Here is a 17,135-nt window from a genome sequence, read left to right as displayed (position 1 = left end):
CGAACGGGATTTTCTGGTTTGTTTTCTGAGCTGTCCCGGCTACCATCTTCTCGGCCACGTAGAAAACGTGTTCAGCAAGGGGCGGCCATGTAAGGGACTCTGGCAAAAATGCCAAGTTCGGGCATTTCTGTTTTTATTCTCTTAGACTGTCCCAGCTACATCTTTCTCGGCTACGTAGCCTAAACGTGTTCAGCAAGGCAGAGGCTCCTGCATAAGCCAACTCTGGCAAAAATGCCAAAACCAGGCATTTCTGCCAGAGTTAGCTTATGCTCCGCCCTCTAACCGCCTTGCTTCACACTCTCACAAATAGGCATCAACGCCTCATCTCATCCAAACTCGATCCGTTATCCACAAAACAGGTAATCATATCGAGCCAGTACAGGTCCTTGTCCGTACAGGTCCTTGTCCGTATACGTCGTTTTTTCGTCCTTACACGGCAATAAACCGGCCTGCGTGTAACTGGCTATCTTCTCGGTCGTCACGCCCGATTTAGCCGCTAATTCTGCCAATGTCATGAGTCAACCAATCCCTTCGTTTAGCGCATGTTTACTTATTATGAAACGCGCTTCGTTTTTTTAAACAAGAGCTAGTTTACTCGATATTTAAAAAATTTCAACCTTTATTATTTTGCCCTTTCCAGCATTCAATTAAGGGTGGCCTAATTAGCTCAAATCAGGTATAATTGGTTTATACCATTCTAAAGAAATAATTTTACTGCAACCGGTTGAATTTTACTAAAAAAGAAATAGAAAACACTTTCAATTCATTTTCTTTCAAAAAGATGTTTTTGTGTGAAAGCAGTTTTCATATAGCCTTATGGCACACATTTTTAATACACATCGTTAACCATCTAAGAAAGTTGAGCTGAATCCCTTTTTTTACTTCAAATTTGTTATATAATAACTTCGACAACAAGTGGTCTAGACGAAATGGGTTCCACCATTATTCAACTGGATGCACCGATGATTACTACTTTATCTATTTCATTTAAGGAGTGAATTTTATTGGCTACTGAACGCACTTCACTATTTATCTTCTTTGGGGGTACTGGCGACCTAGCTTACCGTAAATTGTACCCATCAATGTTTAACCTATACAAAAAAGGAACGCTCCGTGAACACTTTGCTGTTATCGGGACTTCTCGTAACAAATTAACGGACCAAGCCTTCCAAGACGAAGTTCGCAAATCACTTGGCACTGCCAAGAGTGATAAGGAAGCTGAGAAGTTCATTTCTCACTTCTTCTACGAAGCGCACGATGTTACCGACAAGGAACACTATTCCGTATTGCGTGACCGAGCCAACGAACTCGACAAGCAATTCAAGTTACAAGGTAACCGGATCTTCTATCTGTCACTTGCACCTTCATTCTTCGGCACCGTTGCTGGCTACTTGAAGGAAACTGGTTTGACTGATAGCCAAGGCTTTGATCGTCTGATCATTGAAAAGCCATTCGGTCGTGACTTCGACTCCGCAAAACAATTAAACGATGCCTTATCTAAGTCCTTTGAAGAAGATCAGATCTTCCGGATCGACCATTATTTAGGTAAAGAAATGATTCAAAACATTGAAGCCGTTCGTTTCGGTAACACACTGGTTGAATCCCTTTGGAACAACCGTTACATCGACAACATCCAAGTCACTCTTTCAGAAAAGCTTGGGGTTGAAGAACGTGCATCATACTACGACAACTCAGGTGCTTTACGTGACATGGTGCAAAACCATATCATGCAGATCGTCAGCCTGTTAGCCATGGAACAACCAGTATCCTTTACTGACGTTGATATCCGGGCTGAAAAAGTGAAGGCTTTACGTTCGCTTCGGGTCTACAACGTTGCTGACGCCTCAACCAACTTCGTTCGTGGTCAATACGGTGCCGGCGATTCACAACGGGCTTACCGTGATGAGGACAATGTCCCTCACGATTCAACCAACGAAACGTTCGTTGCTGGTAAGTTGTTATTTGATAACTACCGGTGGTCAGGTACCCCATTCTACATCCGGACTGGTAAGATGTTAGCCGACAAGTTCACCCGTGTGGACGTTGTCTTCAAGAAGCCATTGATCGACATCTTCTCATTCCCACAGAACCACAACGCCCCATTGGAAGCCAACGTTTTGACGATGTACATCGAACCTAAGGCTGGGTTTACCTTGCGCTTAAACGCCAAGACAAACGGTCAAGGGTTCCAGACAACACCAATTAACTTGGACTACTTCGTGGACGACAAGGACTCAAAGGAAACGCCAGAACCATACGAACGTTTGCTGCACGATACCATGAAGGGTGACGGGACTAATTTTGCAAGCTGGTCAGAAGTTTCCTACGCATGGCGCTTCGTGGACCAAATTCGCAAAGTTTGGGATCTGCAACAACCAGAGTTCCCTAACTATACCCCAGGTTCAATGGGCCCAGCCGCAGCTGATGAATTGATTCAACGTGATCACCGTCAGTGGGTTTATCGCTTAAACAAGTAATCACTATTTGAAACGACAAAAGAGTTGTCTTCGGACAACTCTTTTTTTGTCCCCTTTTTTAAAAACCTATCTTGTGAAAAATACAACTACTTATACTCGACTTTAGCATTCTAAATTATTATCATCAAAATAAAATTTTAAAATGCTAAATATTTTTAATAAATAAACCGCTTACACAATTGTTAATAATACCCAACAGTCTGCTGAAATAACCTCGTTTAGTCTCTTTTAAATTAAGCCTAATTCTATGTTCAATCCATTTTTTCTTATAAGTGCTTAACTATTATAACGATTCTCATTTAATTATGATTGCTATTTCACAAGCCTAGAACTATACTTACTTTAGTTCAGGAAAAGGAGTGAGTAAAATGATTAAATGGTTACGAAAATCAACTTCCGGCATGGTCGTTGTCACGATTCTGCGATTATACCTTGGCATCGAATGGACGTTGGATGGCTTCGAGAAATTGACCAAGGGGTTTGATGCCTCAGGCTTTATCATGGGCGCGCTTAAAAATCCTGTGATGAATTCAACAGGTCATCCGGCATACCCGTGGTTTACCAGTTTCTTGAAGAGTGCCGTAAAACCGCACATTGGGTCTTCAATTTCATTGTCCCATGGGGTGAATTACTGGTTGGTCTTGGCATTCTATTTGGCACCTTAACACTAACCGCTGCCTTCTTCGGTGTGATCATGAACCTTTGCTACCTGTTCGCCGGAACCGTCTCAGTCAACCCGCTATATTTAATTCTAGAATTTATTATTCTGGCGGCCGGCTTAAACGCAAGCAAAATTGGTTTGGATCGTTGGATCATCCCGTGGATGCGGAGTAAGTGGCCTTGGTTGAAGAGGTCGGTGCTGTAGAGAGAGTGGAACGAGGCGGTTAAGGGGCGGAGCGTAAGTAACTTTCGGCAGAAATGCCCGAACTTGGCATTTGTGCCGGAAGTTGCTTACGCAGTAGCCCCTTGCCTCGTGGAACTCGTTTAGGCAACGTTGCCCAGAAAGCAAAAGCCACAATATAAAAGCACCAGTCAGCATTTCACTTAGGAATGCTGACTGGTGCTTTTTCTGTTGTTAGATAACGTTGTGTTATTCAAACTTGAGCGATTTACAGATTGTTTTTTTAGCGCTCTGTTGGTGACGTGGTTCTATACCACTGAGTCGTTAAAATGTGGTCTGCAAGGTTCAACACTACTGCATAAACGCTAACTCTGGCAAAAACTCAATCGAACATTTTTGCCTCTGAGTGCTTGTGGCGACGTGTTTTGCCCTTCTCTAGTGGAAACGCGTTCCGCAAGGCTGAGGGCTACTGCATGAGCCAACTCTGGTAAAAAACCAATCGAATATTTTTGACGCTGAGTGCTTGTGGCGACGTGCTTTGCCCATATCTAGTGGAAACGCGTTCCAGAAAACTGAGGGCTACTGTCTAAGCGACTCTGACACAAATGCCAAGTTCGGGCATTTCTGTCAGAGTCACTTAAACTCCGCCCTCAAACCGTTTTCTTCCACGCTCTATTTTACCATCGCATCCGTAATCAACTTCTCCTGCTGATAAACAGCATCCGGATCAAAGTAGTACATCTTATTAAACGGTAACTGAATCACATGCTTTGCCTTAACTGCGGCCAATTTCGTCCAGTATGGATTCGTCTTCAGATCCTGCAGCGTTGACTTATCCGCTGATGTATTCGTTGTTTGTGAGAAGAATAGCCAATCTGCTGAATATTTACCAACCGATTCCAGTGAGATCTGCTTATAGCCGGCACCCTTATCCAACGCTTTGAACGCTGCTGGCAGCTGGAAGTTCAAGCCGGTCGTCAGCGCTTCGCCACCACGGCCCCACTTAGCGCCATCCACGAAGAGTTTTCCATTTTGCAGATCGAACATGCCCACAGTCGTCTTGGCCGGGTCAATGCCCGCCTTCTTTAGTCGCGCCGTTTGCGTTGCAGTCTGTTTATTAAACTTCTTGATCCAGTTCTTCGCCTGGGTCTTTCGGTTCAAGATAGTCCCAAACTTCGTTGCCGTTTGTTTGATGTTGCCGGTACTGCCATAAGCGATATAAACAACCGGCGCGATCTTCTTCAACGCCTTCACATCAGCCTTATTACTCGTCACGATGAGGTCTGGCTTAAGTTTCAGAACGGCTTCTGGCTTCAGCGTCAGTCCAAGATTCTTGATCGACTTAGACGTCGTTTTTGAAATGTAGGGACTAGCCAAGTCGGTTGATGTTGCTCCAACGACCTTACCGCCAAGAGATAACACATCACCAGTATAGACATTGGTCACGATACGTTTGGGATGCTTTGGCACCTTCACTGACCCGTCACTCGTTTTGACGACCCGAGTTGAACTGGATTTACTAGAAGAGCTAGACTTGCTTGAGCTGCATCCAACAAGCAACACTGCACTCAATGCGATTCCTAACACTGCAATCATGGTTCGTTTAAACTGTTTCATCAACTATCACCCACCCAAATTTATAAGTTTTAAACATGTCGTTTTTGGAAAAATAGCAAGTAAATAAAGTACGGCATGGTTATCATTGCGACAATCAATCCCACGGGCAAGGTCACCTTGCCAAACCCGTTGTTGGCGATCACGTCAGCGACCACCATGATCAGCGTTCCAATCAACCAGCTTAACGGCAATTGCAATCGTGGCCTGGCCCCAACCAGTCGTTTGGCAATGTTTGGCGCCATCAGCCCAACAAAGCTGATCGCACCGCCCACCGAAACGGCCACGGTGGTCAACCCTATTGCCAGCAGCATCAACAAGCGCTGGGCTAACTTAACGTTGACCCCGATAGCCTTAGCCATTTCTTGTCCCAGCGTTAACCCGCTTAAAAGACGAAGCGCGCACACGGTACACACCAGCAAAATGAGATACAGCCAGAAATACCGCATCAAAAAACCCATGTCGGTATCCCAGAAGCTCCCGCTCAACCAAATCAAGGCTTCTTCAAAATCAAACTGGTTTAGCTGTAGCTGAATCAGTAAAATAATCCCATTTAGAACGGACGTGAGCGCGACCCCGCCTAGTAAAACGCGCGTTGCCGACCCTTGCCGGTTCACGAAAAAAACGAGCGAGGCGCTCAGGAGTGCCCCGAGTAATACGACCAGCGCTAGACCATTATCCGAATAGTGAAAATGGTAAACACCACTCGCACCGATCAACAGCACGGCACCTAAACTGGCGCCAGCGTTAATCCCGAGAATACTGCTGTCGGCCAGCGGATTCCGGGTCAGCGTTTGCAGGATCATGCCGCTGATAGCCAACGCACCGCCCGTAATAACCGCCGCTAACAGGTGCGGCATCCGTAGCTGCCACACCACGAACCATGCGGTTTGGTCTGGGGCAATATCAAAGACCGCCCGCAAGGTTTCAATGAGGCCTAGATGAATGTCACCCGTCGATAACTGCCAAAGGATAGCTGCAATCAAAAGCAGTATCGCGGCCATGAAGCTCACTGTCGTTTTTACCGAACGCGTCATTCACGGATCACCCGCTCTCCAAAGGCAACAATGCCAAACAGGAAGCAGCCGCCAATGATCGCACTCAGCGCAGCCAGCGGTAATTCCGTCCCCCGGCACCACCGTCTTCGCAACCAGATCAGCCAATGCCATAAAAATCGCACCACCGGTCATGGTCAGCGACAGATTTTGTTTGAACGACCCCGGCCACAACCCATTGATCAGCTGTGGAATCCCGAGGCCGACAAACCCAATGTTGCCCGCAACAGCCACGCTGGCACCCGTGGCACAAACGATCAGCACCGTTGCCACGACCCAGAGGTGGCCCTGAGCCACCCCAAGGCCACGTGACGTCTGCTGATCCAGAGCCATAACCGTAAATCCGGAACGAAAACAAAATGCCAACCCGCCAACGAGAATGAACACCCCGGCAAGCAAAATAACTTGGTTGTAGCCGACACCGCTAAACCCGCCAATCAGCAGGTTACGAAACGCCTGCGTTGTGTTCGTCACGATACTGACGGCGTACGAAATGCAGCTGATAAACCCTGAAAAAACAGTCCCGCCAAGTAATAATCGCAACGGATCAATACCGTTATGTGAAACGGACAGCAGCATCACGACAGCGAAAGCGACAACGGCACCGATAAGTCCAAGCACCACCGAATGTCCTATCGTCAACGAAACCCCACTAACGCCACCGATGATAAGCGCCAGCGTCGCCCCGGAATTGATTCCGAGAATCGATGGATCAGCAATCGGATTATGCGAAATGGTTTGCAACAATAGCCCGCTCACTGCAAGCAGCGCGCCAACCATAAGCGCACACAAAGTTCGCGGCAGCCGCATTTGCCACAAAACGGTGCTTGTGAGTTTAGCCGGTGACTGAAACAGCGTTGTGATGGCAAACCATTTTGGCCCGCCAAGTAAGTTTAAACCGGTACTGAACACCAATAAGATCAGCAGGATGGCAAGGCCGACACGACGCGATCTCATGAGTTGACCACCGCAGCCAGCGGATGGCAATTTGTGAGTTGCGGCCGGTGTTCGTCATTGTCGTAAACAATATCGGCAGACACGTGAAACTCTTGACGCAATAGTGCCGGCGTGATGACGTCTTCAGGTGCGCCAACCGCCTTGACCGTCCCGTCAAACATGCAGATCAACTGGTCACAGTAGTAAGCGGCCTGATTGAGGTCATGCAGCACCAACACCACGGTCTTGTGGTACTGCCGGTTCAATACCCGTAACAGCGCCAGTGTTTCCAATTGGTTGGTCAAATCTAAATATGTAGTGGGTTCATCCAACATCATGATGGGGCTGTCTTACGCCAGGGTCATGGCGATAAATGCCCGTTGGCGCTGACCACCTGATAGGTCGGCAACTAGGTGGTCTCGATAGTCTGTCAGATGGACGGTTTGAATCGCTTGGGCAACAGAATTGCGATCTTTCGGGTTCAGCCATCGAAACCCGTGGCTATGACAATAACGGCCAAAACTGACCAGTTCATGCACTGTGATGCCATCCGGGGCAACTGGGTGCTGAGCTAAGAAAGCGACCTTCTGCGCCCGTTTTTTGGCTGATAGTTGCAGTAACGGGTGCCCTTGTAACATCACTTCACCGCTCATGGGTGTCTCAAAACCGTTGAGCACATTTAACAAGGTCGACTTACCACTGCCGTTAGGGCCGATTAACCCAGTCACTACCCCGTCTTGTACCGCTATGTTCTGATCTTTAATGATGCATTGATGCCCGTATCCAGCCGATAAGTGTGTTGCCGAAATAATGGTGTTCATGATGTGCCGCTCCTTTCTAAAAATTAGGATTTAGTGAGATTGTGTTAATTTTGGTTTTAAGTATAGCGCAATTAATGGTAGATTTGGACCGTTTTATGCAAATACTACTATTTTCGGGCATTACCCTATATACAAATGGAATATTTTATATTGACTGTTGGCGTTATGCAACATAGTCTGCACTTCCTGCTGGTAATACTGACTTTTTTCCTGATGACCTTCAATGGAAATAAACTGCCGCTGCATTGTGGCAATCAGCAGTACTCATTGATACTGCATCATAGTCTTATCCTGTAACCTATTAATTGGTGGCGGTTACTGATGTGCACGATGGCCATCCATTCGAGAGCTGTGCAGCAGAAATCGCATTAGCTTCATCGCAAGCCACCACTGTGGCGTCCCAAATTGCTGAATGTAACGGACTGAGAACCTGAATACAAACGCTTCTTTCTATTAAATCACTACCCAACATTCTCATTTAATATGTCTATCGATCATCACAATCTCGTCAATTGTGAATGAAAATGACACCTGTTCAACAGAAATATTTCCCGTTTAATTGCCAGAGATATAGCATTCTTTTCAATTACTTAAAAACTATGAAAACGCCCCCACCACTTGCTTTATGAAAGTTGACTGAGGAATAATTGGCTTAAATGTGACCTTTTTACTTCACAAACAAATTGTGAAATGTTAAACTATTTGCGTAGTAAAAACTAAAACTAAAATTTTTATCTAAAGGAAGGTTTGTAATGGCTGAGAAATTAGCAAACATTGGTGTTGTTGGTATGGCTGTTATGGGTAAGAACTTAGCCTTAACATTGAAAGCCGAGGCTTTACCGTTGGTATCTACAACCGTTCTGCTTCAAAGACAGACCAAGTAATGAAAGATCACAGTGAAAAGAAGCTTATCCCAAGCCACACTGTTGAAGAATTTGTGAACTCTTTGGAAACACCACGTCGGATTCTCTTGATGGTTAAGGCTGGTGCCCCAACTGATGCCGTTATTGATGAATTACTCCCATTGCTCGACAAGGGTGACGTGCTGATCGATGGTGGGAACACAAACTTCCACGATACGATGGCGCGTAACGCTAAGCTCGACAAGTCCGGTATCAACTTTATCGGCATGGGCGTTTCCGGTGGTGAATTAGGTGCCCTTCAAGGTCCTTCACTGATGCCCGGTGGCCAAAAAGAAGCTTACGACTTAGTTGAACCAATCTTGACACAAATTGCTGCCAAGGCTGACCAAGACGGCAAGCCATGTGTTACTTACATTGGGCCAAACGGTGCCGGTCACTACGTTAAGATGGTGCATAACGGTATCGAATACGGTGATGAAGAGCTGATCGACGAATCATACAACATCATGCGTAACGTCCTTGGCCTTTCAGTTGATGAAATGGCTGACACCTTTAAGGAATGGAACAAGGGTGAATTGGACAGCTACTTAATTGAAATCACTGCTGACATCTTGACTCGTAAAGATGACCTTGGCGCTGACAAGACGAAACCAATTGTTGACATGATCTTAGACCGTGGGAACAACAAGGGGACTGGTAAGTGGAGTTCAGAAGATGCATTGAACGTCCAAGTTCCACAATCCGTTATCACTGAAGCCGTTTACGCCCGTTACATCTCAATGATGAAGAACGAACGTGTTGCTGCTTCTAAAGTCTTGGCTGCCCCTAAGGCACAAGAAGAAATCGGCGACAAGACCGAAATGGTCGAAAAGATCCGTGAAGCTTTGTACTTCAGTAAGATCATGAGTTACGCTCAAGGTTTCGAACAATTACGGTTCGCTTCCGAAGCCTACGATTGGGACTTACAATACGGTGAATTAGCTCAGATCTGGCGTGCCGGTTGTATCATCCGTGCCCGTTTCTTGCAAAACATCACCGATGCTTACGACAAGAAGCCAGACTTGACGAACTTGCTCTTGGACGACTACTTCAAGGACATCGCCGCTAAGTACCAAGAATCAACCCGTGAAGTTGTTGCCTTAGCTGTTAAGATGGGTGTTCCAGTACCATCATTCAGTGCCGCAATCACTTACTACGATTCATATCGTTCAGAAGTCTTGCCAGCTAACTTGCTGCAAGCCCAACGTGACTACTTCGGTGCACACACTTACGAACGTACCGACCGCGAAGGTAACTTCCACTACACTTGGTATGAAGAACAATAAATCGCTATCTGATTTCAAAAAGCTCAGCGCTTGCGCTGGGCTTTTTTCGTGCCTATTTCACGTACCGGATATCCAATTCTGCTAAGGTATTCATATTTTCCAAAATTGACTGCATCGAATCGATCAATCCCAGCGAGATAACGGCGCCGCTCCCCTCGCCAACCGCCATATTGAGATCCAGCAACGGGGTTAATCCTAGCCAATTAAGGGCCTTTTGCGAGCCGATTTCACGTGAGAAATGCGAGGCCACTAGATAGTCAGTGATTCCAGGAACCAGCCGTTCTGCCAGGACCGCGGCCGAATAAGAAATGAACCCGTCCAGAATCAGCGGTGTTTTATTTTCGGCGGCACAGATCATTGCGCCCACCTTGGCACCGATCTCAAAACCGCCAACTTTCGCTAGAACGTCCACCGCATCCGTTGCATCAGGTTGCCAGTCCCTAATGGCCTGATTGACCACAGCCGTTTTATGTGCCAACCGTTTATCGGAAATGATCGACCCGCGCCCGACCACCTCTTCGGCCGGAACACCTAAGATCACACTGATAATAGCCGACGCCGGTGTTGTGTTGCCCATCCCTAGCTCACCGACTAGCAACAGATCGTTGCCCGCTGCAATTGCCTGTTGGGCAACATTGTAACCAGCACGAATCGATTGCACCGCTTCGTCACGCGTCATTGCGGGTTCGTTGACCATGTTCTTGGTGCCCATCACAATCTTTTTATCGATCACACCCGTTCCGCTGAGGTCGTAGTCCACGCCAACATCGATGACCTTCACGTCACAGTTATTGGCCTTTGCCAGTGCCGCAACCGTGGTATGCCCCGCAAGTGTATTGATTGCCTGTTGCCACGTCACCTTTCGCGGTGTGGCTGAAACACCAGCGCGTTCGACCCCGTGGTCAGCCGCAAAGACCAGACAACACCGGTGTTTAGTGCGTAAATTCGTGGTTTGCTCAATGCCCGCGATCCGCACTGCCATTGCCTCTAATTTACCCAATCCGCCGACTGGCTTCGCTAACCCATTGATCTTCGTTTGCATCGCGTCACGACATTCCTGTGAAATGCCGCCAAGGTGTGGTTTCATCGTTTGCATGGCACTCGACTCCCTTTTTCGAAATGATGTTACCCTTATAGTACGCGTCATTCTTCACATGATGAGGAAAGGTGACAAGAAGCTCGTAATCACTTGGCCAGACCATAAAATAGCAGTCGCAATGTTTGATTATTTTGCGATGTGTGATAATTGTGCCTGGCTATCAGTGGTGAAGCAGGCCAAACGCTAACACCGGCCAAAGCACCCTGTATTTTTGTCAGCCTAACCAATGTTTTCAAATAAGGTCAGTCCACACAAAAACGGCTCAAAGATCAGAAGATCTCTAAGCCGTTTTTTTAACTGTTCTTAGTGCGTGTGGCCTAACTTTGAAGAAATGAATCAGTATCTTAAATGGTGTCCGAGAAAACAATGCTACCGCGGCATAGCCGACCATCAAGCCCGCCGCATTGGTGATAACGTCGTTGATATCGACCCAACGTTCCAAGTGAACGCCCCAGTCAAGACAAAATTGCGTGCCTTCGATGGTCAGCCCTAACAAAATACCGGCTACAACCACTTTCCAGGCCTTTAACGGCTTCCACAGGGCCAGATAGACACCTAATGGCACCGTCATGAGGATGTTCAGGTAGAAGTCTAGAGACATGCCCTGAAAGGCCCTAAAGTTCATCGGCACTGGTCCAAACCAGACCGGCGTTAGCGTTGGCACCCCGTAATTGTACGCGGTGGGTGTCAGCGTTAAGAAGCTAAAACGGCCATGTACACGCCGAAGCTCACGATCGTGATCATTTCTCCTGCTGTGCGCTTAGTACTCGTCAGCTGACCCAGCCAGACCATGAGGGCAAATAGCGCGACTAAATAGGGAATCCATTGGTAAAATACGGTCATTGCATCATCTCGTTTCATAGTGTAGTTGGGTATTTAAAAACACAGGCAACACGCCTTCGTGACGTGTCCCTGTGCCGGTTCGTTACTGTCTTGTTTGACCACCATGCGCAAGGCCCACAAGTTGGCGGGTCAAGTTCGCGCGAACAACTTCCCACTGTGACTGCTGTTGATAAGCAGCCGCAACTTCAGCGATAATCTCGCGCTCCATCTGAAACGATGGTAATCGCATCACGACCGCTGGTGCTGCTAAAAGTGGTGTTGGCCGGTAGTCTAATAGATCAACTTGATGTGGTTCCAGTAGTAGCTGAGTCATTGATATCAACCTCCAGTTAGAAAACTGACTGTCTGATCTACAATATTTGCCTATAGTTTATCAAATTCTCAGCACAGCGTCACTGATAAGGCCCTTATACCCGACGAAGTGCGTCACTGATTGGGACTGATCCGGTAATCATCGGCACAGTTTTCCCAATCGTCTCGGGGATCGTCAGCGCTGCTACTGCGGCACTCGCCACATCTTCACGAGCTATACTACCACTGGTAATGCCATCGGTGTTGATTGCACCGGTACCTTTATCAAATATTAAGGCACCCGGTTCAATAATCGTGTAGGCCAAGGTCGTCCGGTGACGCAGCCAGTCATCCGCATAAAATTTAGCTGCATAGTACGGTTTAATGGTTTCTGACCACCGGTTACGATCTTCAGCAAACTGGGCGCTAATGAGTATAAATCGATTACTAGCGGCAATCTCTGCGGCCTGCATACTCTTTACGGCACCATCAAGGTCCACTAGTAGTGTCATGTCATTCCCGGTCTTTCCACCAGACCCAGCAGCAAAGATCACGGCATCAAAACCATCCAATGTAACCCCCATTTGTTCGGGACGGTCAAGCAGGTCAAAATGGGTGGTTTGAACACCTAGATCCTCAAAAAACAGCGCCTGATCCGGGTGGCGGATACCGGCGACGACTTTGTGTTTACTGGCAGCTAACTGTTCCACGATCAGCCGGCCAACCTGCCCATTTGCCCCAATTACAAATACTTTCATTTTAAAACCAGCCTTTTCTTCAATGTCTCAACTTAAGGTGCACTCATCTTTAAATGTCATGGACAGTAAAAAATTAAGCCAAAAGTGAACGCAATTTATTGCCTAAAAACGTATCGGCACTAGTCAATGAATCACGTCAGGCCACGGTTTAAAGGTATTCCTATCCATGATACCCAACTCACAACTATTAAGCAACTGACGCTCAAAAATACCGGTTATTTTTCAATTTAAGAATGCTTAAGCTTCATTTAAGGTAATCGAAGTATTCTAATAACCGTAGTAATCAATAACTACTACATTCCTTTAATCATAAAGAGTATCGGTTTACTAGGCAAATCCGACCTCTTATTTATCCAATTCTCCCCTACAATTGGATCTAATCTACTTTTCAACCCCAATAAAAACGTCCACTTAGCGGTGGTCGTTTTTTGTGCAGAGTGTGAAGCAAGGCGGGTTTAGGGGCGGCCATGCTGAACACGTTTAGGCTACGTACAAAGGGAGCGCGGTAGCAATAACCACTCAGTTGCCAAAACTCAGAAATGTCCGAGCCTGACTTTTTGACCAGAGTTCCTTGCACGTCAGCCTCGTACTGAACACATTTAGGCTACGTATAAAGGGAGCGCAGTAGCAATAATTTCTCGGTTGCCAAACCCCTAGCAACCAAAAAAGACAGCCCAAGTCTTCCCCCCAAGCTGCCTCATTAATCTAACGCCAAAAGACGGCTAAAGCCCCTTTTGAATCTGGTCATACTGTGTTTGATACCATGCTTCATATGTTGTATCGGCAAGGGCACCATTTTCCAAAAATGAGAGGTTAAAGGCTGCCAATACTTTACCTAATAAATGATTATCGTTTTCGAGTAAAAAGTCTTGTAACTCTTCTGGTTGCAAGCTTCGATTATCCTGAATGTCGTGGTTGAGTTGCTCAACTTCGTATTGAATTGGAAAATTAGCAATAATTTCCAAGTTGTTTCCCTTAAATTCCTTTAAATAAAAGTTACAAAAGTCGGTTACGGCTCGTTGTTTTGCGGAATCACTCAATTCATCAAAAACAACAACACCTGATTGTGCCACAATGATCACTCCTTTTAAATTTACCAGCAGTAAAATCCGCTCACCTCCAGTATAGTGCTTTTTAGTGAAAATAGTAAGAAGTCCGACACCTACAGGGCTTTTGCCTTGCTACAAAGTTATTTTTTAGCTATAATAAAAGATGGAAATTGAAGAAGCCGTTAGGTGAGGCTCCTATACGGAAAACGCTACTGCTCAGAAACGTCGAAAAACGCCAATGAGTCAGCTGTCCGAGTTAAAAAAAGGCTCGGTCTAATGTAGCTGTTATCTGATAACTACGCCGTATAGTGCTAAAGCTCAACGATTGGCTAACGACCCTTATGGGGTTATTTAATGATGCGATCTTAAACGACGCTCAGCCAATCAGTTGGCTGAGCGTTTTTTGCACCTAACGCACGAGTTCGCATTGGAGGTGAGATTTATGACAACAGAACCATATGATCCTGGAGCGTCGTCATCTGACGCGCACGTGGGAAAGCGAGTCGCCGTAAACCATCACCAATGTGATTGGGTCGCGTAGATCACTGACGATCATCTACGCCGACGTTTGCTTTCCCGCCTACCAGTATGATGTTTAAACTGGTCGTGCAAAGTGAAAGACTTTTATCATTTCGTGGCTGCCGTTGCATGCAGCCGACAGCGAAATTCTCGTTTATAACCGTTAGTCTTAACTGATCGCACATCCGATTGAATGGGAAAGCAAGAGTTAGCAGCACTCAGTCTCGGCAACGACACCCAAATTAAGATGGTGACTCATCACTTGGTCAGTAGATGTATCAGGGCTTCACTGCAAAGGGAACTTTGTGGGGAGATTGGTTTGTGCCCTAATCTTAGCAAGCAACTGCTTAAGGAATACCAATTTAAAACATCATAAACACAAATACTATAACGCTTTGACTTATCTGAACAGATGCGTTGGCAACCATAGCCTGATGGGAATCAGCCTCAGTTTGCACGCATCATGGATAAGCGAGGCACCATTAAGTCACACATGCAACAGCGCGTTGAGATTACGATATCTTGACGCGCTTTTTCTTTGTCCACCCTAGTTCTAATTCGGCGTGCTATACTCTTATTAAGCATCACGATTACAATTTAGGAGGATCACTATGAAAGTCATTAACGTCGAATTAACAGTAAAACCAGGCCAACAATCAGCCTATGAAGCCTTTATCGCTGAACTCGTTGCCGGTTCTCGCGCTGAAGCGGGCAAAGTCAGTTACAACCACTTTAAGAAGGTGGATGCAGACAACGAATATGAAATCATCGAGCATTGGCAAGACGCTGCAGCGGTTGAAAGCCACAATGGTACCCCGCACTTCCAAAAGTTTCTGGCTGAAATTGGTAACTACCTCACTAAAGATCCAGTGATTATTCGAATGGATTACGATGACTAGAGCGTGAAGCAAGGCGTTTTAGGGGCGGTGTGTAACGGAGGCTGACTGAAAAGTCTGGGTCTGACTTTTTGGTCAGCCTCCGTTACACGTTAGCCCCGTGCCTTGCTGAACGCGTTTCAGCAAAGCAGCCAATAAAGCCAAAACAAAAAAAGCCCCCAGACCAAATTCCATTTTGGAGTGATAGTCTGAGCTTTTAATCTGACCTCAGCGACACACTGAGTCAGTCGTTATTCTGTTACTGTCTTTTTATGATCAAACGTCGCCGCAAATTGCTTTGACTGATCCTCGTCAAATTCCTTTTCTGATTTAGCAATCACCACGGAGGCTAAGGAGTTCCCGACCACGTTGACCGCAGTTCGGCCCATATCAACTAGTCGGTCGATACCGGCAATGAAGGTCAGGCCAGCCATTGGAACGCCAATTGTGGAGATAGTGGCTAGCAGAACCACGAATGAGGCCCCTGGGACGCCCGCCATCCCCTTTGAGGTGATCATTAGGACAACTAGCAAGGTAATTTGTTGCCCGATGCTAAGGTGAATATGGTACGCCTGAGCAAGGAACAGGGCTGCCAATGATTGGTAAATTGCAGAACCATCTAAGTTGAAGGTATACCCAGTCGGAATGACAAACGATACAATCCCTTGGCTCACACCAAATTTGTCCATTTTATCGATAATCTTTGGCAATGCCGCTTCAGAGCTAGCGGTTGAGAATGCCAAGATCACTTCGTCCTTGATGACTTTCAGCAGTGTGAAAATATTGAGGTGAACGGCTCGTGCTACGAGTCCCATAACGACTAAAATGAACACCAACATTGTGGCATATGCCAAAACGATGAAGTACCCCAATGGTGCCAATGCGGAAAGCCCCATTTGGGCAACCGTAACGCCAATTAAGGCACATACCCCAATTGGCGCAACGTGCATGACCCAGTTTGTCACCTTAAACATAACTTCAGAAATGGCCTGCAAGAAATCGATAATGATCTGGCCTTGCTTACCGATTGCCGCAGTTCCTAACCCGAAGAATACCGAGAAGAAAATAACTGGCATCATGTCACCCGTACTCAAGGATGAGAAAATATTAGTTGGAATGATGCCCATGATTGTCGACCATAGACCACTGTTATGTTTTGCCTGGTTCGCAGTATGCACATACTGACTAATATCTTGAGAATGTAATGAGTGGATATTGATGAAGTCACCTGGATGAAAAATATTGGCAACCACAAGGCCAAGAATGATGGCCACCGTTGTCATTAATTCAAAGTAAATAAGCGTTTTACCGCCAATTCGGCCTAACTTTTTGATATCACCCATATTCGCAATACCAACGGTCAAGCATGATACCACAATGGGTAACACGATCATTTGAATCAAACTGATGAACATGGTCCCAATATTTTGCATCGCAGTGATTGCAGTCTTGTTTTGGTAGAAGACCACACCTAATATAATACCCAAAACTAACCCAATCAAAATCTGCCAACCTAATGTCAGCCGATAACGTCGATAACGTTTCATCATCTATGCCCCTCAATCTCATAATTATTAAAACTGCCTTTACCATTTTAGCATATTCTCACTAAAAGAACCCGTTCAATTGAATACTGTCCGATTTTTGAAGTTAAATCCGAACACTCTGTTGTTTTTTAGACAATTGTTCGTTTCGGTTTGAAATTGGTTCACAGGTCGGTTTGAGACTGGTTTTCAGGGACTACTGCGTCATCAATCGGATTGAGATGC

Annotated in this window: 15 protein-coding genes, 2 pseudogenes and 1 riboswitch; of the genes and pseudogenes, 4 read left to right on the top strand and 13 right to left on the bottom strand. The window is 46.2% G+C overall.

Annotated features, from left to right (window positions below; translation table 11 throughout):
* Positions 1-344: 344 nt before the first annotated feature.
* Positions 345-515 (bottom strand): MerR family transcriptional regulator, encoded by a 171-nt coding sequence (locus JCM11969_RS17255; protein ID WP_225353319.1) that lies wholly within the window; start codon positions 513-515, stop codon positions 345-347.
* Positions 516-1,004: 489 nt separating this feature from the next.
* Between JCM11969_RS17255 and zwf the strand changes: the two genes are divergently transcribed.
* Positions 1,005-2,477, top strand: a complete 1,473-nt coding sequence (zwf, locus tag JCM11969_RS13805; protein WP_054712055.1) for a glucose-6-phosphate dehydrogenase — start codon at positions 1,005-1,007, stop codon at positions 2,475-2,477.
* Positions 2,478-2,845: 368 nt separating this feature from the next.
* Positions 2,846-3,342 (top strand): annotated as a pseudogene (locus JCM11969_RS13800) (DoxX family membrane protein).
* Positions 3,343-3,990: 648 nt separating this feature from the next.
* Here the strand turns inward: JCM11969_RS13800 and JCM11969_RS13795 are convergent.
* From JCM11969_RS13795 to JCM11969_RS19330, 5 genes are read right to left on the bottom strand one after another with little or no spacing between them, the layout of a single operon-like run.
* Entirely contained in the window at positions 3,991-4,935 is a 945-nt protein-coding gene (locus tag JCM11969_RS13795) for an ABC transporter substrate-binding protein (protein ID WP_054712053.1), read from the bottom strand.
* 29 nt (positions 4,936-4,964) lie between these two features.
* The gene (locus JCM11969_RS13790) at positions 4,965-5,969 is read right to left on the bottom strand and encodes a FecCD family ABC transporter permease (protein ID WP_054712051.1); all 1,005 of its coding nucleotides are present in this window, start codon (positions 5,967-5,969) and stop codon (positions 4,965-4,967) included.
* Entirely contained in the window at positions 5,970-6,944 is a 975-nt protein-coding gene (locus tag JCM11969_RS13785; RefSeq protein ID WP_225353318.1) for a FecCD family ABC transporter permease, read from the bottom strand. It lies immediately after the preceding gene.
* Positions 6,941-7,261, bottom strand: coding sequence for an ATP-binding cassette domain-containing protein (locus tag JCM11969_RS19335; protein WP_225353317.1), 321 nt, complete (start codon positions 7,259-7,261; stop codon positions 6,941-6,943). The genes JCM11969_RS13785 and JCM11969_RS19335 overlap by 4 nt, the downstream gene beginning before the upstream one ends.
* 12 nt (positions 7,262-7,273) lie before the next feature.
* A complete protein-coding gene (locus JCM11969_RS19330) occupies positions 7,274-7,744 on the bottom strand; it encodes an ABC transporter ATP-binding protein (protein WP_225353316.1) in 471 nt (156 codons plus the stop codon).
* Between the two features lie 752 nt (positions 7,745-8,496).
* On the opposite strand from JCM11969_RS19330, the pseudogene gnd reads away from it, so the two are divergent.
* Positions 8,497-9,932, top strand: a pseudogene (gene gnd, locus JCM11969_RS13775) (NADP-dependent phosphogluconate dehydrogenase).
* 52 nt (positions 9,933-9,984) lie between these two features.
* Here gnd and cobT read toward each other — a convergent pair.
* The 6 genes from cobT to JCM11969_RS13745 all read right to left on the bottom strand — a co-directional run bounded on the left by cobT (position 9,985) and on the right by JCM11969_RS13745 (position 13,996).
* Complete coding sequence (gene cobT / locus JCM11969_RS13770) at positions 9,985-11,028, bottom strand: nicotinate-nucleotide--dimethylbenzimidazole phosphoribosyltransferase (RefSeq protein ID WP_054712049.1); 1,044 nt, start codon at positions 11,026-11,028, stop codon at positions 9,985-9,987.
* A gap of 283 nt (positions 11,029-11,311) precedes the next feature.
* Complete coding sequence (locus JCM11969_RS13760) at positions 11,312-11,656, bottom strand: VanZ family protein (protein ID WP_054712045.1); 345 nt, start codon at positions 11,654-11,656, stop codon at positions 11,312-11,314.
* A gap of 68 nt (positions 11,657-11,724) precedes the next feature.
* On the bottom strand, positions 11,725-11,874 hold the full coding sequence (locus JCM11969_RS17860) for a hypothetical protein (RefSeq protein ID WP_156319375.1): 150 nt from the start codon (positions 11,872-11,874) through the stop codon (positions 11,725-11,727).
* An 82-nt stretch (positions 11,875-11,956) separates the two neighbouring features.
* Positions 11,957-12,187 carry a hypothetical protein gene (locus tag JCM11969_RS13755; RefSeq protein ID WP_054712043.1) on the bottom strand — a complete coding sequence of 77 codons (231 nt, stop codon included), beginning with the start codon at positions 12,185-12,187 and terminating at the stop codon, positions 11,957-11,959.
* Between the two features lie 94 nt (positions 12,188-12,281).
* Entirely contained in the window at positions 12,282-12,923 is a 642-nt protein-coding gene (locus tag JCM11969_RS13750; protein WP_054712041.1) for an SDR family oxidoreductase, read from the bottom strand.
* 722 nt (positions 12,924-13,645) lie between these two features.
* Positions 13,646-13,996 carry a hypothetical protein gene (locus JCM11969_RS13745; RefSeq protein WP_065928618.1) on the bottom strand — a complete coding sequence of 117 codons (351 nt, stop codon included), beginning with the start codon at positions 13,994-13,996 and terminating at the stop codon, positions 13,646-13,648.
* 147 nt (positions 13,997-14,143) lie between these two features.
* Positions 14,144-14,309, top strand: a riboswitch (M-box (ykoK) riboswitch).
* Between the two features lie 793 nt (positions 14,310-15,102).
* Between JCM11969_RS13745 and JCM11969_RS13740 the strand changes: the two genes are divergently transcribed.
* Positions 15,103-15,390, top strand: a complete 288-nt coding sequence (locus JCM11969_RS13740) for a putative quinol monooxygenase (RefSeq protein ID WP_054712037.1) — start codon at positions 15,103-15,105, stop codon at positions 15,388-15,390.
* A 227-nt stretch (positions 15,391-15,617) separates the two neighbouring features.
* Here the strand turns inward: JCM11969_RS13740 and JCM11969_RS13735 are convergent, their stop codons facing one another.
* On the bottom strand, positions 15,618-16,913 hold the full coding sequence (locus JCM11969_RS13735; RefSeq protein WP_054712058.1) for a dicarboxylate/amino acid:cation symporter: 1,296 nt from the start codon (positions 16,911-16,913) through the stop codon (positions 15,618-15,620).
* Positions 16,914-17,135 lie beyond the last annotated feature (222 nt).

It is taken from the genome of Secundilactobacillus paracollinoides DSM 15502 = JCM 11969 (assembly GCF_001311135.1).
In the GTDB taxonomy this organism is placed as follows: Bacteria; Bacillota; Bacilli; order Lactobacillales; family Lactobacillaceae; genus Secundilactobacillus; species Secundilactobacillus paracollinoides.
Note: the sequence above shows the minus strand (reverse complement) of the source record. Positions and strands in the feature narration are given on the sequence as shown.

Coding starts and splice junctions, on each gene's coding strand:
- JCM11969_RS13795 (WP_054712053.1), bottom strand. CDS start 4,935: ATGAAACAGTTTAAACGAACCATGATTGCAGTGTTAGGAATCGCATTG.
- JCM11969_RS13785 (WP_225353318.1), bottom strand. CDS start 6,944: ATGAGATCGCGTCGTGTCGGCCTTGCCATCCTGCTGATCTTATTGGTG.
- JCM11969_RS13790 (WP_054712051.1), bottom strand. CDS start 5,969: ATGACGCGTTCGGTAAAAACGACAGTGAGCTTCATGGCCGCGATACTG.
- JCM11969_RS13750 (WP_054712041.1), bottom strand. CDS start 12,923: ATGAAAGTATTTGTAATTGGGGCAAATGGGCAGGTTGGCCGGCTGATC.
- JCM11969_RS17860 (WP_156319375.1), bottom strand. CDS start 11,874: ATGACCGTATTTTACCAATGGATTCCCTATTTAGTCGCGCTATTTGCC.
- JCM11969_RS19335 (WP_225353317.1), bottom strand. CDS start 7,261: ATGATGTTGGATGAACCCACTACATATTTAGATTTGACCAACCAATTG.
- JCM11969_RS17255 (WP_225353319.1), bottom strand. CDS start 515: ATGACATTGGCAGAATTAGCGGCTAAATCGGGCGTGACGACCGAGAAG.
- JCM11969_RS13735 (WP_054712058.1), bottom strand. CDS start 16,913: ATGAAACGTTATCGACGTTATCGGCTGACATTAGGTTGGCAGATTTTG.
- JCM11969_RS19330 (WP_225353316.1), bottom strand. CDS start 7,744: ATGAACACCATTATTTCGGCAACACACTTATCGGCTGGATACGGGCAT.
- JCM11969_RS13740 (WP_054712037.1), top strand. CDS start 15,103: ATGAAAGTCATTAACGTCGAATTAACAGTAAAACCAGGCCAACAATCA.
- JCM11969_RS13755 (WP_054712043.1), bottom strand. CDS start 12,187: ATGACTCAGCTACTACTGGAACCACATCAAGTTGATCTATTAGACTAC.
- cobT (WP_054712049.1), bottom strand. CDS start 11,028: ATGCAAACGATGAAACCACACCTTGGCGGCATTTCACAGGAATGTCGT.
- JCM11969_RS13760 (WP_054712045.1), bottom strand. CDS start 11,656: ATGAACTTTAGGGCCTTTCAGGGCATGTCTCTAGACTTCTACCTGAAC.